The 21,424-nt window shown below is 68.5% G+C and carries 19 protein-coding genes; 11 read left to right on the top strand and 8 right to left on the bottom strand.

Annotated elements, in window-relative coordinates:
* Positions 1-32 precede the first annotated feature (32 nt).
* Positions 33-416 carry a DUF5313 family protein gene (locus ACPCXD_RS11355; RefSeq protein WP_026003270.1) on the bottom strand — a complete coding sequence of 128 codons (384 nt, stop codon included), beginning with the start codon at positions 414-416 and terminating at the stop codon, positions 33-35.
* An 18-nt stretch (positions 417-434) separates the two neighbouring features.
* Complete coding sequence (locus ACPCXD_RS11350) at positions 435-2,279, bottom strand: AMP-binding protein (RefSeq protein WP_160876590.1); 1,845 nt, start codon at positions 2,277-2,279, stop codon at positions 435-437.
* A gap of 66 nt (positions 2,280-2,345) precedes the next feature.
* On the opposite strand from ACPCXD_RS11350, the gene ACPCXD_RS11345 reads away from it, so the two are divergent.
* The gene (locus ACPCXD_RS11345) at positions 2,346-2,729 is read left to right on the top strand and encodes an ArsR/SmtB family transcription factor (protein ID WP_016695037.1); all 384 of its coding nucleotides are present in this window, start codon (positions 2,346-2,348) and stop codon (positions 2,727-2,729) included.
* Positions 2,726-3,352 (top strand): SRPBCC family protein, encoded by a 627-nt coding sequence (locus tag ACPCXD_RS11340; RefSeq protein WP_016695040.1) that lies wholly within the window; start codon positions 2,726-2,728, stop codon positions 3,350-3,352. The genes ACPCXD_RS11345 and ACPCXD_RS11340 overlap by 4 nt, the downstream gene beginning before the upstream one ends.
* A gap of 34 nt (positions 3,353-3,386) precedes the next feature.
* Here the strand turns inward: ACPCXD_RS11340 and ACPCXD_RS11335 are convergent, their stop codons facing one another.
* Together ACPCXD_RS11335 and ACPCXD_RS11330 are read right to left on the bottom strand one after the other, a co-directional pair.
* Positions 3,387-4,535 (bottom strand): MBL fold metallo-hydrolase, encoded by a 1,149-nt coding sequence (locus ACPCXD_RS11335; RefSeq protein WP_423659587.1) that lies wholly within the window; start codon positions 4,533-4,535, stop codon positions 3,387-3,389.
* Between the two features lie 216 nt (positions 4,536-4,751).
* Positions 4,752-6,236 (bottom strand): adenylate/guanylate cyclase domain-containing protein, encoded by a 1,485-nt coding sequence (locus ACPCXD_RS11330; RefSeq protein WP_106200855.1) that lies wholly within the window; start codon positions 6,234-6,236, stop codon positions 4,752-4,754.
* Between the two features lie 133 nt (positions 6,237-6,369).
* On the opposite strand from ACPCXD_RS11330, the gene ACPCXD_RS11325 reads away from it, so the two are divergent.
* Positions 6,370-7,110 (top strand): GAF and ANTAR domain-containing protein, encoded by a 741-nt coding sequence (locus ACPCXD_RS11325; RefSeq protein ID WP_423659584.1) that lies wholly within the window; start codon positions 6,370-6,372, stop codon positions 7,108-7,110.
* A gap of 66 nt (positions 7,111-7,176) precedes the next feature.
* Positions 7,177-8,730 (top strand): succinic semialdehyde dehydrogenase, encoded by a 1,554-nt coding sequence (locus ACPCXD_RS11320; protein WP_145690295.1) that lies wholly within the window; start codon positions 7,177-7,179, stop codon positions 8,728-8,730.
* Here the strand turns inward: ACPCXD_RS11320 and ACPCXD_RS11315 are convergent.
* Together ACPCXD_RS11315 and ACPCXD_RS11310 are read right to left on the bottom strand one after the other, a co-directional pair.
* Complete coding sequence (locus tag ACPCXD_RS11315) at positions 8,699-10,264, bottom strand: MDR family MFS transporter (RefSeq protein ID WP_016695387.1); 1,566 nt, start codon at positions 10,262-10,264, stop codon at positions 8,699-8,701. The genes ACPCXD_RS11320 and ACPCXD_RS11315 overlap by 32 nt on opposite strands.
* Positions 10,261-10,926, bottom strand: coding sequence for a TetR/AcrR family transcriptional regulator (locus tag ACPCXD_RS11310; protein ID WP_016695388.1), 666 nt, complete (start codon positions 10,924-10,926; stop codon positions 10,261-10,263). The genes ACPCXD_RS11315 and ACPCXD_RS11310 overlap by 4 nt, the downstream gene beginning before the upstream one ends.
* A 107-nt stretch (positions 10,927-11,033) precedes the next feature.
* On the opposite strand from ACPCXD_RS11310, the gene ACPCXD_RS11305 reads away from it, so the two are divergent.
* Together ACPCXD_RS11305 and ACPCXD_RS11300 are read left to right on the top strand one after the other, a co-directional pair.
* A complete protein-coding gene (locus tag ACPCXD_RS11305) occupies positions 11,034-12,353 on the top strand; it encodes an alpha/beta hydrolase (RefSeq protein ID WP_016695389.1) in 1,320 nt (439 codons plus the stop codon).
* A 26-nt stretch (positions 12,354-12,379) separates the two neighbouring features.
* The gene (locus tag ACPCXD_RS11300; protein WP_390889732.1) at positions 12,380-14,860 is read left to right on the top strand and encodes an MprF family protein; all 2,481 of its coding nucleotides are present in this window, start codon (positions 12,380-12,382) and stop codon (positions 14,858-14,860) included.
* Positions 14,861-14,867: 7 nt separating this feature from the next.
* Here the strand turns inward: ACPCXD_RS11300 and ACPCXD_RS11295 are convergent, their stop codons facing one another.
* Complete coding sequence (locus ACPCXD_RS11295) at positions 14,868-16,289, bottom strand: DHA2 family efflux MFS transporter permease subunit (RefSeq protein WP_016695391.1); 1,422 nt, start codon at positions 16,287-16,289, stop codon at positions 14,868-14,870.
* Complete coding sequence (locus ACPCXD_RS11290; protein WP_016695392.1) at positions 16,286-17,059, bottom strand: DUF427 domain-containing protein; 774 nt, start codon at positions 17,057-17,059, stop codon at positions 16,286-16,288. Before ACPCXD_RS11290 ends, ACPCXD_RS11295 begins: the two co-directional genes overlap by 4 nt.
* Positions 17,060-17,236: 177 nt before the next feature.
* Here ACPCXD_RS11290 and ACPCXD_RS11285 point away from each other — a divergent pair, with 177 nt between their 5' ends.
* From ACPCXD_RS11285 to ACPCXD_RS11265, 5 genes are all read left to right on the top strand, one after another.
* On the top strand, positions 17,237-17,368 hold the full coding sequence (locus tag ACPCXD_RS11285) for a hypothetical protein (protein ID WP_257785283.1): 132 nt from the start codon (positions 17,237-17,239) through the stop codon (positions 17,366-17,368).
* Complete coding sequence (gene crtI, locus ACPCXD_RS11280) at positions 17,365-18,984, top strand: phytoene desaturase family protein (RefSeq protein WP_145690294.1); 1,620 nt, start codon at positions 17,365-17,367, stop codon at positions 18,982-18,984. Before ACPCXD_RS11285 ends, crtI begins: the two co-directional genes overlap by 4 nt.
* A complete protein-coding gene (locus tag ACPCXD_RS11275; RefSeq protein WP_145690292.1) occupies positions 18,977-19,945 on the top strand; it encodes a phytoene/squalene synthase family protein in 969 nt (322 codons plus the stop codon). Before crtI ends, ACPCXD_RS11275 begins: the two co-directional genes overlap by 8 nt.
* 52 nt (positions 19,946-19,997) lie before the next feature.
* The gene (idi, locus tag ACPCXD_RS11270) at positions 19,998-20,582 is read left to right on the top strand and encodes an isopentenyl-diphosphate Delta-isomerase (RefSeq protein WP_016695396.1); all 585 of its coding nucleotides are present in this window, start codon (positions 19,998-20,000) and stop codon (positions 20,580-20,582) included.
* A gap of 66 nt (positions 20,583-20,648) precedes the next feature.
* Entirely contained in the window at positions 20,649-21,401 is a 753-nt protein-coding gene (locus ACPCXD_RS11265; protein ID WP_423659579.1) for an ABC transporter permease, read from the top strand.
* Positions 21,402-21,424: the final 23 nt, after the last annotated feature.

The following is a 21,424-nucleotide window of genomic DNA, read 5'->3' as shown; positions in this document are numbered from 1 at the left end:
GGGCGCGGTTCCCCGCACGGTGGGAGGCCCGGTCAGGACGCGCGACCGAAACGACGCTCGTAGTCCTCTCGTTCGCGGTCGGCGCGTGCGCGTGCCTTCGCGCTGAGCAGCTCCGGGTCGAGGCCGTGCTGCTGGAGCCGGTGCCGTTGCCAGATGGGCATCAACGCCACCGAGAAGTACGTCCACGGCAGCAGCAGCAACAGCATCATCGAGATCGGGATCCACACCGGTCCCGGGATCAGCAGGAACAGCAGGAGCAAGGGGATCGCCGGAAGATTCCATCGCAGCAGGTACCGGCGTGATCCGCCGGGGCCCAGGATGTCGTCGCGTACCCACTCCCGCATCTCGGGCGGTAGCGTGCGACCGAACATGTAGCCGATCCGCCGCGGGAAATTCGGTCGTGCACTACTCATCATGAGATCCAGGATAGGCCGTCACCTCTCGTACAGGCCGGTCAGCCTGTCCGCGAAGTTGTCGACGACGACCTTCCGGCGCAGCTTCATACTCGGCGTCAGATCGCCCGACTCGACCGACAGTTCGCGTTCGATGATCGTGAACTTCTTGATCTGCTCCCACCGGTTGAGCTGCAGGTTCAGCTCGTCGATGTACCCGGAGATCAGCCCGTGGGTCTTCTCGTGCCGCGCGATCTCCTCGAACGAACCGCCCGCATCGTTCCTGTTCGCCCACTCACCGACGGACTCCGGATCCAGGGCCACGAGCGCCACGCAGTAGGGCTTGCCCTCGCCGTAGACGACGATCTCCGAGGCGTAGGGGCACATGCCCTTGAACGTCGCTGCCAGCGACGACGGCGCGACGTACTTGCCCTGCGACGTCTTGAACATGTCCTTCTTGCGGTCGGTGATGCGCAGGTAGCCCTCGTCGTCGAGGCTGCCGATGTCGCCGGTGCGGAACCACCCGTCGTCGGAGAGCGACTCCGCGGTCGCGTCGGGCCGGTTGTGGTAGCCGGTCATCACGCCGGGACCGCGAACGAGCACCTCACCGTCCTCCGCGATGCGGACCTCGGAGCCCGGGACGGGCCAGCCCACCGTGCCGATCCGGTTGGCGTAGGGACGGTTGACGAACGTCGCCGCCGAGGTCTCGGTGAGACCGTAACCTTCGAGGACGGGGATGCCGACGGCGTCGAACCACTCGCCGACCTCGGGATTGAGCGCCGCCGAACCGGAGATGAAGAACCGCAGGCGGCCGCCGAAGCGTTCGCGGACGGTGGAGAAGACCAGCTTGTCGGCGAGGCCGTGCTGCAGCTTGTCGAGCAGTCTGGGCGACCTGCCGGCCTGCGTCGCCTTCGACACGTTCCGGCCCACGCCCACGGCCCAGTCGAAGATCTTCTTCTTGGCGCCGCCTTCCTCCTCCATCATTCCCTCGACGCGTGCGTGGGCCTTCTCGAAGATGCGCGGGGCCGCACCCATGAAGGTCGGGCGGACGACCGCGAGGTTCTCGACGATCTTGTCGACGCGTCCGTCCACTGCGGTGGGGAAGCCGATCTGCAGGGGGAGGGTGAGCAGCACCTTGCCGAAGACGTGCGACAGCGGCAGCCACAGATACTGCAGGTCGTCGGAGGTGAGCATGTGCAGAGCGTCGATGGCGGCGGCCTCGTAGGTCCACGCCGAGTGCGGCAGGCGCACTCCCTTGGGCTTGCCGGTGGTGCCCGAGGTGTAGATGAGGGTGGCCAGGTGCTCGGCCCTGATGCTGTGGATCCGGTTCAGCACTGCTCCGGAGTCCTCGGCGAGCAGGCCGCGGCCCAGTTCGGCGAGCTCGTCGAAGGTGATGACCCAGTCGCCGTCGCCGGTGCCGTCGAGGACCACGACCTTCGTCACGTCGGGTAGATCGTCTCGGTGGCCCACGAGTTTCTCGACCTGACCGGTGTCCTCGGCGATGACGATCCGGCTGCCGGAGTCGGCGACGATGAACGCGACGTCGTCGGCGTGGGTGGTGGGGTAGACGGTGGTGGTCGCGGCGCCCGCGCACATGACGGCGAGGTCGCCGAGCACCCATTCGTAGCGGGTGGACGACGCGAGGGCCACGCGGTCCTCGGGCTCGATACCCAGGGAGATCAGGCCGGCCGCGAGCAGGCGTACCCGATCGCCGGTCTGTTCCCAGGTGACCGACGTCCAGCCGTCCTTCCCGTCGGGGAAGCGGAAGGCCTCGGCGTCGGGTGTGGCGGCCACTCGATCGATCAACAGGCGGGCGACCGAGGGGGCCCGTTTGTCGATGACCGCTCGGTCGACCTTTTCCTCGGAGACGCGCGTCGTTGTCGTCATACTCGAAGTCTAGGTAGCGGAACCGTCCTTCTGGCGAATATAAGTAGGAACTTATATAGTGGGGCCATGCACGGGTTCGAGGTCCTCGCAGATCCGGTTCGCCGCCGCATTCTCGAACTGCTCGCGGGCGGTCCACAGGCGGCCGGCGAGATCGTCGCGGCGATCGGCCGGGAGTTCTCGATCTCCCAGCCGGCGGTCTCGCAACATCTCAAGATCCTGCGCGACCAGCGGTTCGCCGTCGTCCACAAGGACGGCACCCGCCGCTACTACGAACTCGATCCCGCGGTCCTCGTCGAGCTCGAGGACTGGCTCGCGGGTCTGCATCCCCCGGTCTTCGCGGCTCTGGACGCGCTGGAGACCGAGATCGCGCGCGGCAAGCGTGAGCGGCGGAGCCGCGACGCCGTCCCGCCCGCGCTCCCTGCTTCCGACGAGAGAAGGAAATCCTCATGAAGAACGTGATCACGAGCAACGAGACGAGTCGCCGCACGGTCGGTCGTCGCACCGTCGAGGGCCACGAGGCCAAGGTCGTCACGATCTCGCGCAGCTACCGCACGAGCGCCGAGGACCTGTGGGAGGCGTGCACCGACCCCCGGCGCATCCCCCGCTGGTTCCTGCCCGTCGAGGGCGACCTCGAGGTCGGTGGCCGGTACCAACTCCAGGGCAACGCCGGTGGCGAGGTCCTCACCTGCGAACCGCCCCGGACGTTCACGGCCACCTGGGAATTCGCGGGTCAGGTGAGTTGGATCGAGGTGTCGGTCCTGCCCGAACCGGGAGACCGTGCGCGCCTGGAACTGACACACATCGCCCGTCCCGACGAGCACTGGGAGCAGTACGGACCCGGCGCGGTCGGTATCGGTTGGGATCAGGCCCTTCTCGGACTCGGCCTGCACATCGAATCGGGAGAGGCGGTGGATCCGAAGGAATTCGAGACGTGGTCGATGTCCGAGGAAGGTCTGCAGTTCGTCCGCGACAGCAGCGCGGCCTGGTGCGAGGCCGACATCGCCGCGGGCGAGGACCCCGAACAGGCACGCGCCGCCGCCGAGCGGACGAGTGCGTTCTACACGGGCGGATAGAACGGACTCAGGCTGCGTCTCCGACGCACGTGGGTCAGGCGGGGGCTCCGACGCCGACCACGTCGAGGTCGTGGCCGATGACCAGGCGCCCGTCGAATCCGGCGCCGCATCCTTCCCAAGTGGAATCGGGGCGATTGCCCGGGACCATGTGCGAGAGCACCAAGGTTCCCACGCCGGCTTCCTGGGCGATCGGACCGAGATCCTCAATGAGGGTGTGGGATTGGATGAGGTGCTGGTAGAGCCCTTCCTGAGCATCCGTGCGGGGTTCGGGGAACAACGATTCCGGCCAGGCGGGGTCGATCACCTCATGCACCAGAACGTCCGCTCCCCGTGCGAGTTTCACGAGATTGGGGGTGGGGCCGGTGTCCCCGGAGAAGACGATCGACCCGTCGTCGCTGTCGAAACGGTAGGCGAGAGCGGGAAAGACGGGAGCGTGGTCGACCAGGATCGCGGACACCCGGACGCGGTCGTCCTCGAAGAAGGTGAACGGTTCCATGTCCGGGCAGGGATTACCGTTCGGATCGGCGAGATACTGCGCCGGTACCGGAACGTCGAAGGCCTCCCACAAGGCGTCGGGGGCGGGCTTACGGTTGTCGAACAGGCGGTCGTTGAAGTCGGTGGCGAACGCCTGCACGAGCAGGTCGGTCATCTCCCGGGTGCCCGGTGTGGGATTGCCCGGTGCCACGGGTTCCGGTGCGGGGCCCTCCCCGAACAGGGGTGGAAGTACTCCGCGATTGCCCGGGCCGTAGACGGGGATCTTCTCCACGTGCTGCAGTCCGTTGTAGATCCCCTCGGTGAGGATGTTGTTGAGGTCGACAACGTGATCGGAATGGAGATGCGTCAGGAAGATGCCGCCCAGCGCGTCGAGGGGGCCGTCGAGGTCGGTGGCGAAGTTGGGTCCGAGTTCCGCCCCGCGTAGGCGTCGCATGACACCGTGACCGGCGTCGACGAGGTAGTACCGGTCTCCGACCACGACGGCGGAGGAGATGCCTTCGCGTTCGCTCCCGGGCCAGTAGGGAGGACCACCCGAGGTGCCGAGCAGGACCAGGCGTGTCCGTTGCCCTCGATACGGCTCCGGCGCGACCCGGCGATCGGGTGTCGGAGCCGCAACAGCGGTGTCGGCACCGGGACTGCATGCGGTGGCCGCCACGGCCGTCGCGCCGACGGCGAAACTGGCCAACAACTTTCGCCGGGATACCCCGGCCGTGTGCAGCCGTCCCAGAACATCACACATGTGCACGCTCCCCTCCGGCCGCGTTGCCGCGAACCGTTCCGCGATCGAATGTGACGCAGACCATATGGGTGGGGTGTGTGGGTGTCGATCCGGTGAGCGCGGTCGCGATCCGGTGAGCGCGGTCGGGCCGAACGGTCCTCGATGTTCGTGCTCAGCAGGCCGTGTTCAGTCGTCCGAGCGACGCCGCTGCCGGGCGTTCGCGTGTGCGGCAGCCGAACGCAGCACCTGCGGCGTGCGTCGCGCCGCCCGGAGAACGGCGCGGTCGAAGGGGTTGAGCGAGACCCGCTTCCGCGGTGCCTGCAGGGACGGGCGGCCGCCGGTCAGGGCGAAGAGGCGGACCTTGCCCGGCACACCGGCGAGCCGATGCGATCCCCTGTCGGCGAACTGCAGTCCCGACCCACCGGCCAGCTCACGCACGTGGCTCGAGACGAGCACCTCGCCGGGACGGGCCGCCGCGCCGATGCGCGCCCCCACGTGCACCGTCAGGCCGGTGACGTCCGTCCCGGTCGGCTCGACGGTGCCGGCGTGCACCCCGGCGCGCACCTCGAACCCGAGGCGGCGGGCCTCCGCGACGATCCGCGCCGCGCACTGCACGGCGGCCACGGGTCCGTCGAACAGGCTGAAGGTGCCGTCCCCGACGGTGCTCACCAGTTGCCCGCCCGTTTCGGTCACGGCGAACCGCACGTCGCGTTCGTGACGTGCGAGCAGTGCCCGGTAGGAGGTGTCGCCGATGCGTGCGAGGAGCTTGGTCGACCCGACGATGTCGGTGAACAGGGTCGCCGCGAAGCGCCGGCCGGCGTCGACGGGTGGGACGGACCCGCGGACGAGTTCCTCGACCATCGTCTGGACCTGCGACCACGCTTCGCCGAGCGCGGCGCCACGCGGTGACGGCCGGGTGATCACGAGCTCTCCGTGAGGCACCAGATCGGCCAGATGTCTCGCCGGACCCACCGGTATCGAACCCCCGGCGACCAGCACCACCTTCGTCGGGCACTGCACCGAGCCGAGGGCGTGCGAATAGTCGATCCGCAGGCTCGCCTCGAGGTGCGCGCTCATCGTGCTCGGCGACGCGGAGCACCGCTCGAGCATGGCCATCAACCGGCGGTTGTAGGGACTGTCGACGTGGCCGTCGGTCAACGGAACCGTGCGTCCCTCACCCCAGTGCCGGACGGCGTCGCGCCACAGCTCGACGAACTCGGCGATCTCGGCCTCCGTCCACCCGTGCGGTGGCCGGTCGTGGTCGAGCAGCGGTTCGCAGTACGGCGCGATCAGCATCAACGCATTGACCCGTTCGGGGGCGGTCGCCGCGACGAGCACTTGGGGGCCGCACGTGCTGTGGATCCCGACAAGGGTGGCGTGCCGGATCTGCTCGGCGTCCATGACGGCGAGGACGTCCTCGGCCTGCTGTTCGATCGTGGGCACGTGGTCGACGGGATCGGAGAGCCCGAAACCGCGGCGCTGGAAGTAGACGGCGCGCGAATAGGTGGCGAGTCGTTCGAAGAGCGAGTGCATGTACGGATCGGTCCACAACAGGTCCAGATGCATCTGGACCTCGAAGAACCACACGACGTCGGTCGGGCCCGTTCCGACCACCCCGTAGGCCAGATTGTGACCGTCGCGGGGCAGATACCGGGTCACCGGCGGATCCATCAGTCCAGACTATCGGGGTAAAAACTGAAGAGGCCGTGTTCCGACGAGGAGTGCGGCGGTGTAGAACTCGCGGAATCGGGCAATCCGGTCTCGAATCCGCGGGCGACGAGTTCTGTGGAGAAGGGATGAAACGATGACACGTTCGTCGGAAGCGGGTGATATCGGACGCCGTATGGCGCAGCTCGCGCGCGGTTTCTACCACCCCACCGATCTCGACGAGACCCTGCGCGGCGTGACGGCGGCCGCGGTCGAACTGGTGGAGGGGGCCGATTGCGCCGACATCCTCATCGTGACCGGCCGCAAGCAGTTCCGTTCCCTCGCCGCGACCTCGGAACTCGCCGAACACCTCGACGACGTCCAGGAGCAGTTCGGTGAGGGCCCGTGCCTCGATGCGAGCTTCCAGTACCTGGTGGTGCGCTCGGAAGATCTTCGATCGGAGACGCGCTGGCCGCGTTTCGCGAAGGCCGCGGTGGATGCGGGTGTACTCAGCACGTTGTCGTTCCAGTTGTATCTCGAGCAGGAGAGCATGGGTGCGCTGAACATGTTCTCCTTCGAGGCCGATGCGTTCGATCCGCTCGCGGAGGCGACCGCCGAGGTCCTGGCCGCCCACGCGGCGATGGCGATGAGTGCGGCGCGCAGCCAGGGACAGTTCGCCTCCGCCCTGGCGACCCGCGACATCATCGGGCAGGCCAAGGGCATGATCATGGAACGTTTCGGTATCGACGCCGTCGCGGCCTTCGAACTTCTGCGCAGGCTCTCGCAGGACAGCAACGTCCCCCTCGCCGAGGTCGCCCAGCGGATCGTCGAGGCCGGTCCCGAGCGCAAGGGCGGCGAGCACGAGCACGAGGCGGGGGCCGACCCCACGTCTGTGTGACAGCACACACCCCGCCCGGGTAGGTTTGGTGAAACCGCAAGTACTACTCACCGGTAGGGGTGCATCATGCCAGCTCCGAGCGCTGCGACCTTCCAGCGTCTTGCCGACCTCATCGCGATCCCCGACGCCGCCGAGCGGACCACCCGCCCCGTCGTCGAGGCGTTCACCGGACGGGAACTGGCCACCGTGCCGGTCGGCACGGCCGAGGACACGAAGGCCGCGATCGACCGGGCCCGCACCGCGCAGGTCGCCTGGGCGAAGCTACCCGTGGAGAAGCGCGCCGCGATCATGCACCGCTACCGCGAACTCGTGCTCTCCCGGCGCGAGCAGCTCATGGACATGGCGCAGGCCGAGACCGGCAAGTCCCGTGTCTCCGCGCAGGAGGAGGTGCTCGACATCTCGATGACCGCGCGGTTCTACGCGCGCGTCGCACCGAAGCTGCTGCGCCCCCGCAAAGCCACGGGCATGCTGCCGGGCCTGACGAAGACCACCGTCCTGCACCATCCCAAGGGTGTCGTCGGCGTGATCGCACCGTGGAACTACCCGATGACGCTCGCCGTGTCCGACGCGATCCCGGCGCTGCTCGCCGGCAACAGTGTGGTGCTCAAGCCCGACAGCCAGACGCCCTACTGCGCGCTCGCCGTCGTCGAACTCCTCTACGAGGCCGGCGTTCCCCGCGACGTCTTCGCCGTGGTCACCGGGCCCGGAACCGTGGTGGGCACCGCGATCGTCGAGAACACCGACTACCTGATGTTCACGGGTTCGTCGGAGACCGGGCGTCTCCTCGCCGAGCAGGCCGGCCGGCGCCTCATCGGGTTCTCCGCCGAACTCGGCGGCAAGAACCCCATGATCGTCACCTCCGGGGTGAACCTGCGCGAGGTCACGAACGCCGCGGTGCGGGCATGCTTCTCGAACTCCGGACAGCTGTGCATCTCGATCGAGCGGATCTACGTCGAGAAGTCGATCGCCCCCGAGTTCATCCGGATGTTCGGGGCGCGGGTGCGCGAGATGTCGCTCGGTCCCGACTACGACTTCGGCACCGAGATGGGCTGCCTCATCAGCGAGAGCCAGGTCGAGACGGTGACCCGGCACGTCGAGGATGCCGTCGCCAAGGGCGCAACCGTCGTCGCCGGCGGGAAGGCGCGGCCCGACCTCGGACCGCTGTTCTTCGAACCCACCGTGCTCACCGACGTGCCCGAGGACGCCGAGTGCTACCGGAACGAGACGTTCGGCCCGGTGGTGTCGATCTATCCGGTGGAGAACGTCGAAGAAGCGATCCGGGAGGCCAACGACACCGAGTACGGGCTCAACGCGTCGGTGTGGGGTGCGACGAAGGCGCAGGGTGAGGCCATTGCCGCGCGGGTGCGTGCCGGCACGGTCAACGTCGACGAGGGATACGCTCCGGCGTGGGGCAGCACCGACGCGCCGATGGGCGGTATGGGCATCTCCGGCATGGGACGCCGCCACGGCGCGGAGGGCCTGTACAAGTACACCGAGGCACAGACGATCGCGACGACGCGCCTGCTCAATCTCGACGGCCCGCGCGGACTTCCGCGGCGGGTGTGGGCGAAGATGCTCGCCCCCTTCGTCAAGTCGATGCAGTGGCTGCCGGGTCGCTAGGGGCCGGATCGTTCTTCCGCACGATGGTGGTCGCGAGGGGCTTCTCGACGACGAGGCACAGCAGGACCCCCGCGACCACCACGAGCGGCGCGATGTACAGGTAGATCGGCACGAGCGCGTCGTTGTACGCCTCGAGGACCGGTTGCCGGAACGCGTCGGGCAGTGCCCGGACCGCGCCGGGGGTCAGCGAATCGGGATCGTCGATGCCGGTTCCCGACAGTCCACCCGCCAGGCGCGTGGCGAAGACACTGCCCACGACTGCGGAACCGAGCGTCGCGCCGATCTGGCGGAAGTAGTTGTTGCCCGCCGTCGCGGTGCCGACCTCCTCGACGGAGAAGGAATTCTGCACGACCAGCACGAGAAGCTGCATGGACGTGCCGAATCCGACGCCGATCACGGCGAACCAGCAGCCCAGCACCCAGATCGGGGTGTCCGCCCCGAGGGTCGACAGGAGCACCAGACCGGCCGTGACGAAGACCGACCCGATGATCGGGATCCGTTTGTAGCGGCCGGTTCTCGTCACGTACCGTCCCGCCAGTGTCGACGTCAGGAACAATGTTCCCATCATGGGGAGCATCAGAAGGCCGGCGGCAGTGGCGTTCACACCCGCGACCATCTGGAGGTAGGTGGGCATGTAGGCGGCAACGCCGAACAATGCGACGCTCATGACGAATCCGGCTGCGGTGACGAGATCGAAGTTGCGGTCGCGGAACAGGTGCAGGCCGATCACGGGTTCGGCGGCACGTCGTTCCACCGCGACGAACAGCACCGCACCGACCGTGGTGGCGGCGATCAGCGCGATCACGACCGGCGACGACCACGGATAGCGTGAACCGCCCCAGGTCGCGACGAGCACGAGGAGCGTCGTGACGACGGACAGCACGGCCATGCCGAGCACGTCGATCCGCCGGCCCGAACCGGAGACGCGGGGCAGACGCAGGAAGACCAGCGCCGCGACGACGGCGACGGCACCGAGCGGCACGTTCATCCAGAACACCCACCGCCAACCGGGACCCTCGGTGAACCATCCGCCGAGCAGCGGCCCGGCCACCGACGACAGGGCGAAGACGCTGCTCATGATGCCGAGATACTTCCCGCGCTGACGAGCGGGGATCACGTCGGCGATGGTGGCCTGCGACAGCACCATCAGGCCGCCACCACCGGCGCCCTGGACGGCCCGGCCGACGATGAGCCACGTGATGTCCCCGGCGAGAGCGCCGATCGTCGATCCGACGACGAAGATCGTCAACGCGGTGAGCAGCAGCGGCTTTCGACCGAACAGATCCCCGAGTTTGCCGTAGGCGGGCATGGTGATCGTCGACGCCAGGATGTAGGCGGTGATGACCCACAGCATCCGGTCCACGCCGTGCAGTTCGCCGACGATGGTCGGCAGGGCGGGATTCAGGACGGTCTGGTTGAGCGACGCCGCCAGCATCGCGAGCATGAGACCCGCGAAGACGAAGGTGACCCGCGGGGTGCTCTGTTCCGGTGCGGGCGTGGCTCTTTCGGTCTCGTTCCGGAATGGGTCGGTCACGGTCGCGTGACCTCCCGGAACAACAGGCAGGTGCGGTGCAGGACCGAATCGGCATCGGCCTCCGTCTTCCCGGGGGCGGTGAGCAACGGGCGCAACGCGGAGCGCATGAGGGCGCCGGCGACCGTGACGATCATGTCGGCCGCACCTTCGACGTTGCTTGCGGGCACCGGCGCTCCGTCCGCGGGCGGTGTGGCCGCGAGTCGTTCGGTGACGAGTTCGGCGACGACGGCCTCGACGTCGTCGATGTGCTGGAAGCGTCTGCGCGCGAGCTCGGGATGGCGGTCCATGAGGGCGATGTACTCGTCGTAACCGATCGCGCGACGGCTCGCCGCGGCGCGGAAGACCGCAAGGAGCAGGAAGGCGACCTTCTCCACGAGATCGTCGCCCGGCGTGAAGTCGAAACCGTCGGCGACGGCGTCGTCGATGACAGGGGAGGACAGGCCGAGCACGGCGTCCTCCTTCGACCGGAAGTAGTTGAAGAAGGTGCGTGGAGAAACCTCCGCTTGTTCTGCGATGGTCTCGACGGTGATGTCGGACAGGCGGGTGTGGCGTGCTGCGGCTTCGGCGGCGGCCAGGTGGATCGCCGTCCACGTGCGCACGCGTTTGCGTTCGCGGTGGGAGAGCGTCATAGTGCGGACGTCGTCCGCCGCAGCTGCAGTCATGAAGTTTTACAGTAGCGCAAATTCTCGTAATCGTAAATTATGTTCTTTAGTATGAGAGTTACATTCTCTGATCGGTTCTTCCTGCAGGGTCGCGCATACTGATCGCCATGTCCGCGACCGGGATGGTGAACGGGGTGCTGGGGATACCGCTGACCACCCCGACGGCGACCGTGGTGTTCGCGATCCTCGCCGTCATCGGGCTGATCGTGTTGCTCGTCCGCCGCTACCGGGCGTGGTTCGTACGGGGAGTGCCCGTCGCCGTGACGGTCGCCCTCGGCCTGACGGCAGTGGCCGCGCTCCTGGTCGAGAAGGTCTGGAAGCCGTTCCCGGATCGTCTGCCGTGGGCGGTGTACGGATGGGTGGCAGTGGCCCTGCTCGCCGTCTCGCTGCTGATCGGACGATGGTTCGTGCGACGCCGCGACCGGGCCCGCCCACTCGTCGCGACGGCACTCGTGGTGTCGGCGGTACTCGTCGTGATCTCCGCCGCGGGCCGGATCGACGCGGTCTACGACGCCTATCCCACCGTTCGGGCTGTTCTCGGAATCAGCGACTACCGGACCGTCCCCTTCGACGACCCCTCTCTCCGAGCATCGCGGACCGTGCCGGTGGAGGACTGGTCGGCGCCGGACGACCTGCCTGCGACCGGGGCGGTCACCTCTGTGACGATTCCCGGAACGGTCTCCGGATTCCGGGCGCGGGAAGCCCGCGTCTATCTCCCGCCGGCCTACTTCTCGGATCCACGACCGGAACTGCCGGTGCTGGTACTGCTCGCCGGACAGCCCGGCAGTCCGGAGGACTGGCTCGTGGGCGGACATCTCCCGTCCACCATGGACGCCTATGCCGCGCAGCATCACGGCCTGGCGCCGGTCGTCGTGCTCGCGGACGGCACCGGAGGCCAGTTCGACAACCCCTTGTGCGTCGACTCGCATCTCGGCAACGTGGCGACCTATCTGGCCGTCGACGTTCCGGCATGGGTACGGGACGACCTGCAGGTCGACGACGACCCACGGGCACGGGCCGTGGGCGGACTCTCGTACGGCGGAACGTGCGCACTGCAACTCGCGACCACCCGGCCGGACGTCTACCCGACCTTCCTGGACATGTCGGGACAGGCCGAGCCGACCATCGGTGACCGGGCGTCGACGATCCGGGACGTGTTCGGTGGTGATGCGGAAGCATTCGCGCGCAACAATCCTGCCGACCTGCTCGCACGCAATCGGTATCCCGATTCCGCCGGTGCTTTCGTGGTGGGACTCGACGATTCCGAATACCGTGCCGGGGTGGAACAACTCGCTTCGGCGGCTCGGAGCGCGGGGATGGACGTCCACCTCACCGAACTGCCGGGCACACACAGCTTCGCCCTGTGGTCCGCAGGGCTCGAGAAGGAGTTGCCATGGCTCGCACAACGGCTCGGGCTCGGCAGCTGATGTCCCGCACAGGGGCAGGGGTGCTGATGTCCCGCACAGGGACGGTGGTGCTCCGGGCGCCCGTCTCGTGCGGACTGCTCGTGCTGATCTGGCTCCTGGCGGTCGTCACCGGTTCTGTGAGGAGCGGGCCGTCGCACGCAACGGCATCCGAGATGTCGCTCGGGATCCCGAATATCACCGACGGCCACCTGTGGACACTGTGGACTTCAGGGTTGTTCGCCTCCGGTCCCGGTGAGTATGTGCTCGGAAGCATTGCGATCCTCGCCGTCGCGGTGCCGGTCGAACGTCGCATCGGCAGTCGCAGGTTCATGCTCGCCGCGCTCGTCTCACAGGGCCTGGGCGCGGCACTCGCATTGCTCGTGGCTCAGGTCGCCTCCCTGGTGCCGAACCTGTGGGGCAGGGAGCTGCACACCCACCTCACCGAGGACCCGCTGGCGTGGGTGCTCGGCGTCCTGCTCGCCTCCACCACCGCGATGGGCACCCTGTGGCGTCGCCGCATCCGGACACTCCTGCTGGTGTTCCTGGTGACCGCAGCCTTGTTCGCCGGACACCTGCAGGACGTGAACAGGGTGACCGTCGCGCTGGCCGGGTTGCTCGCCGGCCCGCTCCTGTTCGGACGCGGTGTGCGCCGTCCGGTGCTCGGCGGCACCATCCGGGAACGCCGCACGCTCGTCGCGCTCGTCGTCGCGGCGAGCGTGCTCGGCCCGATCTTCGCGGCGCTCTCCCCGCACTCGATCGGTCCGCTGTCCGCGCTACGCGAGCTGTTCGAGCAGGTTCCCTACACCCCGCGAGAACTCGTCGAAGTGTGTGCCGATCCCGCGCTGCACGACGAGTGCAGGAAAGGGCAACAGGCCCTTCGGCTCTCCGGTGCAGGTCCGCTCGTCGCGAATCTCATGCCGTCGATACTGCTGCTGATCGGTGCCGAAGGGCTGCGTCGAGGGCGGCGGGCAGCATGGTTCCTCTCGGTCGGAGGACACATCGTGCTGATCGTCGTGGCCGCCGCGAGCACGATCGTCCGCGTGACCGAACAGGACGAGACCCGCTCCCTGCTGTACGGAATCCACCGGCACAGCTCCGTATCCATGGAACTCGCGCCACTCCTCGCGCTGGTCTCCGTGCTCGCCCTGTTGCTGCTGACCCGCACCCTCTTCGATGTCCGTGCACCGCGGGGAACCTATCGCCGGGTATGGGCCGGAACCGCAGCCGCCGCAGGCATCGCGCTCGTGACGTACGTGGTGGTGGGCATGCTTGTGGCAGACGGGTTCGATCGTGATCCCGGCATCGGCACCTTGCTCCGCGACGCACCGCGCCGGCTCCTTCCGCCGGTCTACCTCCAGCTCTTCGAGCCTCCCGTGATGCCCCTCGACACCCCCGCCACCCTGTTGTTCGAGTGGATCGGCGTGATCGTCTGGATCGCCTTCTGCGTGCTCCTGTGGCGCAGCTTCCTCGTGCCCCCTGCCGGGGTCGACCTCGGCGACGAGCAGAGGGTGCGAGAACTCCTGCACGACCCGGGCGGCGGATCGATGTCGTGGATGACCACCTGGGCGGGGAATCGGTACTGGTTCGGCGCCGACGGCAGGCACGCCGTGGCGTATCGGGTCCACTCGGGTGTCGCCCTGACGGCGACGGATCCGATCGGTGAGCGCGCCTCGATGACCGAGGCGATCGACGAGTTCGCGGCGTACTGCCTCGGCAACGGATGGACACCCTGCCTGTACTCGGTGGGCGAGGAGACGGCGGCGATCGCCCGGGACCACGGTTGGACCTGTCTGCAGGTGGGTGAGGAGACCGTCGTCGATCTCGCGGACCTCGCCTTCAAGGGCAAGAAGTTCCAGGACGTCCGCACCGCGCTCAACCGTGCTGCCAAGGACGGGATCGAAGCGAGATGGACGACCTTCCCCGCCGCGCCGCTGTCGGTGACCGAGCAGATCGTCGACATCTCCGAGGAATGGGTGGCCGACAAGGGACTGCCCGAGATGGGGTTCACGCTCGGAGGACTCGCCGAACTGCGCGATCCCGAAGTCCGGTTGCTGCTCGCGGTCGACGCGAACGACCACGTCCATGCGATCACGTCGTGGATGCCGGTCCACCGGGACGGGAAGGTGGTCGGGCTGACGCTGGACTTCATGCGGCGACGTTCGGACGGCTTCCGGCCGGCCATGGAATTCCTCATCGCGTCCGCGGCACGGTCCGCCGCCGACGAGGGCCTCGAATTCCTGAGCTTGTCGGGGGCACCCCTCGCGAGTGTGGACAGTGGGTCCGGACTCGACCGAGGAGCCCTCGACGCCCTGCTCGATCTGCTCGGCCGCACGCTCGAACCGGTATACGGATTCCGCTCGCTGCTGGCGTTCAAGGCGAAGTTCCAACCCCGTTACCGCCCGCTGTACATGGTGTTCCCGGACCCGGCGGCGCTGCCGACCATCGGGATCGCGGTCGGTCGTGCCTATCTTCCCCACATGTCGCTCGAGGAAGGCGGACGCCTGGTCACGCACCTGTTGCGCCGATGACGATTGCTCACGCACCCGTTGCGCTGGTGACGGTGGAACTCTCCCGGAAACGGGAGACCGCCACCAGTCCCACCAGGAGGAAGACCACCGGGAGCAGCACCGCATTGCCCATCGCGGCACCGAAGCCGAGCGTCCCCTCACCCATCTGCATCACCGCGCCGAGGGCGGCCGCACCGAGTACCGCACCGACCTGCCGGGCGGTGTTGTACACACCCGAACCTGCGCCCACGAGGTCACCGGGCAGGTCGCGCAACGCGATCGTCGAGTTCGGGGCCCAGCACAACGAGTTCGCGAAACCGAGCAGCACGATCGGGATCAGGAGCCAGCCGAGGGTGGCCTCGAGATGCATCGCCACACCGAACGACAACATCGCCGCGATCATCGCGGAGAAACCGATCCGGGAGATCCGGCCCGGCGCGACCCGGTCGGTGACCCGTCCGATCAAGGGCGCCATGATCACCGAGATCACGCCCATCGGTACCAGCATCAGACCTGCGACCTGCGCGGACAGTCCCTGACCCACCTGCAGGTAGAGCATGATCGGCAGGTTCACGGCGTAGACCGTGAAACCCAGCGTCGCCACGGCGGTCACTCCGAGGGTGAAGTTGCGGCGGGTGAACAACCCGAGCGGGGCCAGCGCCTCGGTGCCGCGGGCCGTCGCGGTCCGCTGCAGGCGCACGAACATCCCGAACGCCACGATCCCGATACCGAGGACGACCCACACCCACACGGTCCAGCCGAGATCGGGACCCTGCTGCAGGGAGAAGATCACGCCTGTGACCGCGACCAGCGAGACGACGGCGCTCAGCACGTCGATGCGACGCGCCCCGGTCGGCAATCTCGGCACGTACCGCGCGACCATCACCAGAGAGATCAGGCCCAGCGGGATGTAGACGAAGAAGACCCACCGCCACCCGCCGGTACCGACGAGCACCCCACCGAGGACGGGACCGAACAGACCCGCCGAACTGGCCACCGCGCTCCACACGCCGGTGGCGGCACCGCGCCGGTCGTGCGCGAAGATCCGGTGGATGATGCTCAACGGTTGCGGGTTGATCAGCGACCCGCCGAGCCCCTGCACCGCACGCAGCGCGATCAGCCACTCGATCGTCGGAGCCATCGAGCACGCGAAGGCCGCGGCCGTGAAGATCGCCATGCCCACCAGGTAGACGTTGCGCTGACCGAAGCGGTCACCGAGACGACCGGTGACCAGCAGCGGCACCGCGAAGGTCAGCAGATAGGCCGCCGACACCCACACCACCTGATTGATGCTCGCGTCCAGATCCTCGCGGATGCGCGGCAGCGACACCGCGACGAGCGACTGGTCGAGCAGGGTGATGAACAGACCCACGCACAGGGCCGCCAGCGCACGCCAGGCCCGCGGCTCGGGGATCGGGGCAGCGCTGCGTCCCGCAGCCGACGCACTCACTCCTCGACCGTGATCTCCGCGGCGTCGTCGTAGAAGCACACGTATCCCTCGATGTACTCCATGCCGGGGAACGGCTCGGGATACGACCATGCGACGTTCTCGGCCGGCGGCGTGCCGGAGAACGACCAGTACCGGGCGACGCCCTTGTAGGGGCAGCTCGTCCGCCACTCGGATTCCTCGAGCACCGAGAAGTCGACGTCCTCGGGCGGCAGGTAGTAGCGGGTCGGGAGGCCGGTCTCGAACACGAGCACGGGGTTGCGGGTCTCGGCGACCACGACGTCGCCGATGGCCACCCGCACGTGCCGGGAGCTGCGCAGGGCGTCGACGCGGTGATAGGGGTCGCGCGGATGGGTGAACACTTCGGTCTCCTCCTCGAACCACCGTTCGCCCTCGTCGACGTCGTCGCCCGGACCGGTCTCGCCCCACCGGAACCACTGGAAGACGAGACGGTCGTCGAGCCCGTCGACGTCGAGCTGGCAGACCGGTGAATAGGCCCGATGGTCGCCGACGACGATGTCGTACCACTGCCACACGTCCTGCCGGGAGCGGCTCGGCGACAGGGACGCCGAGATCAGGTCGAGCCGGACGTCCTCGCGGGGGAAGGCATAGAACGGGACGGGCTTGCCGGGCGCCCACACCAGCACCGCTCGGGTGCTGTCGACGACCGTCCGGCCGAACCACTCACCTCTGATCCTGCGATCGACGGGTTCGTAGAGGTAGTCGTCGGTCTCCGACGGCCGTCGGAGCACAGCGGTCTTGCGGGCAGCCATACCTCGACCGTATCGCGCCCGTCCAGGGACGGGACGAATCCTCGGACCCGACCCATCCGCGCGACGACCGGCTCCGAATACGGGGAGAGACGGCGTGAGGGCCGTCACCCGAACCGACCGACACGAACCACTACGCACGCCCACGCGGCTCAGACGACGACCAGAGGAACACCGATCATGCCCAACTACGAAGCCCGGCAGAACGAGAATCGGCACCCGCACCCGTCCGTGGGTTTCCTCCAGCTGTTCATGGAGGCGCGCACGCGCACCGAACAGACGACGCCCCGCGCGCAGGGAGGCAAGGCGTGAGGTCCGTCGGCGGCCCCGTCGAGTCCGTCGTCGTGGTGGGTGCGGGCCTCGCGGGACTGTCCGCGGCGCTCCACCTCACCGGCGCCGGCAAGCGCGTCACCGTCCTCGAACGCGAGGACACGGTCGGTGGTCGCGTCGGTACGTACCCGGTGTTCGAGGACGGGCGGCACCTCTACGACATCGACAACGGTGCCAGCGTGCTGACGATGCCGAACCTCATCGCCGACGCGCTCGCGGCCGTCGGGGAATCCTTCGGCTCGACCACCCCGGCACTCGACCTCACCCCGCTCGCCCCCGGCTACCACGCGCGCTTCGCCGACGGCACCGCCCTGAACGTGTACTCCGATCCGGACGAGATGACCGCCGAGATCGCGCGCGTGTGCGGTCCCGAGGAGGCCGGCGGGTACCGGCGGCTGCGCCGCTGGCTCGCGTCGATCTTCGACGCCGAGTTCGACCGCTACATCGACTCCAACTTCGATTCGCCGCTCGACCTCGTGTCGACACCCGCGGCGCTGCGGGACACCGCCAACCTCGTCCGGCTCGGCGGCTTCGGCCGGCTCGGATCACGGGTCGGATCGTTCATCCGGGACGACCGGTTGCGGCGCATCTTCACCTTCCAGGCCCTGTACGCGGGCACCGCCCCGTCGACGGCGCTGGCGGTCTACGGCGCCATCGCTCACATGGACACCTCGCTCGGCGTCTACTTCCCGAAGGGTGGCATGTCCACCATCGCCGCCGCGATGGTCGATGCGCTCGTCCGGGGCGGCGGCACCGTGCACACCGGCGTCGAGGTGTCGGAACTCCGCGTCGACGGTGGCCGCGCGACGAGCGTGCGATCCGGGGACGGCCGTGAGTTCGCCGCCGACGCCGTCGTCCTCACCGTGGACCTGCCGGTGGTCGACGATCTGCTGCTGCGTGCCGGGGTTCCGCCACGCCGGCGCGCCCGCAGCGCCACCGTCGCGTCGCCTTCGGCCGTCGTCTTCCACGGCACGGTGCCCACCGACGTGACGCAGGCCTGGCCGGAGTCCCACCACACCATCGATTTCGGTGCCGAGTGGGAGGAGACCTTCGCGCGGATCACCGCGCCGCGCGGCCGCGGCCGGTTGATGGCCGATCCGTCCCTGCTCATCACGCGACCCGCCGTGACCGATCCGTCCCTGCGGGTCGTGCGGGACGGTGTGGAGTGCGAACCGGTCTCGGTGCTGGCGCCGTGCCCGAATCTTGCTGCCGCACCCCTCGATTGGGGGCGCCTCGGCAAGCCGTACATGCGGGAGATCCAGCAGGTCCTCGAGCAGCGCGGCTACCGGGGACTCGCGAGTTCCATGCGGGTCGACCACATCGACACCCCGCAGACCTGGGCCGACAAGGGCATGCTCGACGGCAGCCCCTTCTCGGCGGCGCACCTGTTCCGGCAGACCGGGCCCTTCCGCCGCCCGAACCTCGTGCACGGCGTCGACAATGTCGTCCTCGCCGGGTCGGGTACCACGCCGGGTGTCGGCGTCCCGACCGTGCTCATCTCCGGACGTCTTGCCGCAGAACGTATCTCCGGTGGTGCGACTGCCGGGCCCACGACGATGTCGATTCCGATGGAAGCAGGTGCGGTTGCTCATGGGTGAACTCGACGGGATCGATCCCGATCTGCACGAGGCGTATCAGCTGTGCCGTGAGCTCAATCGGCGTCACGGCAAGACCTACTTCCTCGCGACCCGCATCTTCCCGGCGTCCAAACGGGCCGGGGTGCACGCCCTCTACGGATTCGCGCGGATGGTCGACGACATCGTCGACGTGAAACCGGTCGACGCGGCGCCGGTTCTCGACGCGCTCGAACGCCGTCTGTCCGACGCGCTCGGGGGCAGGCCGCCGACCTACGACGAATTCGGTCTCGTGCTGCGGGCCCTCGTCGACACCACGCAGCGGTACGACATCCCGCACGAGTACTACTACGCCTTCCTGCGATCGATGCGGATGGACATCCCCGGCACCGAACTGTTCCGCTCGCGGTACCGCACGATGGACGAACTGTCGGAGTACATGTACGGCTCGGCCGCCGTCATCGGGCTGCAGATGCTGCCCATCCTCGGGATCGAGGGCGCACGCGAACGGGCCGAGGCCCCCGCCGCCGCACTCGGTGAGGCCTTCCAGCTCACCAACTTCATCCGCGACATGGGTGAGGACCTCGACCGCGACCGCATCTACCTGCCCACCGACATCCTCGCCGCCTTCGACGTGGACGAGGACCTGCTGTGGCACTGCCGCCGGACCGGGCAGCGCGACGTGCGGCTCGAGCGCGCCCTCGCGCACCTGATCGCGCACACCCGTTCGATCTACCGTGTGGCCGAACCGGGCATCGACCTGCTCGACCCCAAGGTGCGTCCCGCGATGCGGACCGCCTTCGTCCTCTACGGCGACATCCTGCGGGCGGTGGAGGAGAGCGGATACCGGGTACTCCACCAGCGCGCACGCGTGTCGCGGCGCCGGCGCCTGTCGGTGGCGGCACCACGGCTGGCCTCGGCCGGTTGGACCACGCTGCGTTCACGGTCGAGACTGGGGAAGCCCACCGCGCCGCTCGGCCGGTGAGGCCCGCCCGGCCGAGCCGGCATTCGGACACGAATACAGAACAGGACAACACATGGAACAGGTCGTGCTGCTCGACGACGCAGGTCGCGCGGTCGGGATCGAACCGAAGGCCACGGTGCACACCACCGACACCCCGCTGCACCTCGCCTTCTCGTCGTACGTCTTCGACCCCCACGGCAACGTTCTGCTCACCCGGCGCGCCCTGGACAAGTCGACCTTCCCCGGTGTCCTGACGAACAGCTGCTGCGGTCATCCGGCGCCGGACGAGCCGCTCACCGAGGCCGTGCGCCGCCGGCTGCGTCAGGAACTCGGGCTCGACGTGCACGACATCGAGGTGGTCCTGCCGTCCTTCCGCTACCGCGCGGTGATGGACAACGGGATAGTCGAGAACGAGATCTGCCCCGTCTTCCGCGTGCTCTACGACGGGCCCGCGCCGGTCCCCGAGCCGTCGGAGGTGCACGACACCGAATGGGTCGACTGGACGGAATTCGCCGAGGACGTCGTCGAGGGACGCCGTGAAGTCTCGGTGTGGTGCCGTGAGCAGGTCGAGCAGCTCCGCACGCTCGGTCCCGACCCGCTGCGCTGGCCGGTGGCGTCTGCCGCGGATCTGCCGCACGCCGCGCCCGAACGCCGATAGGTCCGCACCCTTCTCTCGGGTCCGATCAGGGCCTCACGCCGGCCCAGGGCCGTTAACGTCGACCCTGTGATCGACCCGACCGTCCTGATCCGCACGATCGTCGGCGTCCTCGCCCTCGCCGTGATCTCGACGGCGGTGCTGTGGGCGTTCCGGGTCCCGCACCGATTCGCGCCGGTCGGTGCCATCGCCCGCGGTGCGGTCCAGCTCGCGCTCATCAGCGTCGTGCTCTCCGGCGTCATCACCGACGCCCGATGGGTCGCGGTGGTGCTCGTCGTGATGTTCACCGTCGCGTGGTGGACGGCCTGCCGGCGGATCGGGAACGCGGCCGTCGTGCGCGGGGCGACGGCCGCCGCGATGTCGACCGGTGTACTCGTCGCGGCGGGCATCGTCTTCGCGACCGGCGCGGTGGAGGCCACCCCGCGCTACGCGCTCGCGCTCGGCGGCATCATCATCGGCAACACCATGACGGTCGCGACCCTCGCCGGTCGCCGCTTCCACGAAACCGTCGACGACCACTGGCCCGAGGTGGAGGGATGGCTCGCGCTCGGCGCGACCATGCGGCAGGCGACCCTCTCACCCGCGCGCTTCGCCGTCCACGCGGCGATGATCCCGTCGACCGACCAGACGAGGACGACGGGCCTGGTGACCCTGCCCGGCGCGTTCGTCGGCGCGATCTTCGGCGGATTGTCGCCGGTGGAGGCCGGACGTTTCCAGGTGGTCGTGCTCGCCGCGATCATGGCGACGGCCTCGATCACGTCCGTGCTGATGGCGCTCGGCCTCGGTCGCGCCCTACGTCACCGCCCCGTCGTCGTCGTGTGAGACGGCGGTCTGCGGTGCGGGCG

This window comes from Rhodococcus sp. AB351, assembly GCF_049538275.1.
Lineage (GTDB): Bacteria > Actinomycetota > Actinomycetes > Mycobacteriales > Mycobacteriaceae > Rhodococcus.
Note: the sequence above shows the minus strand (reverse complement) of the source record. Positions and strands in the feature narration are given on the sequence as shown.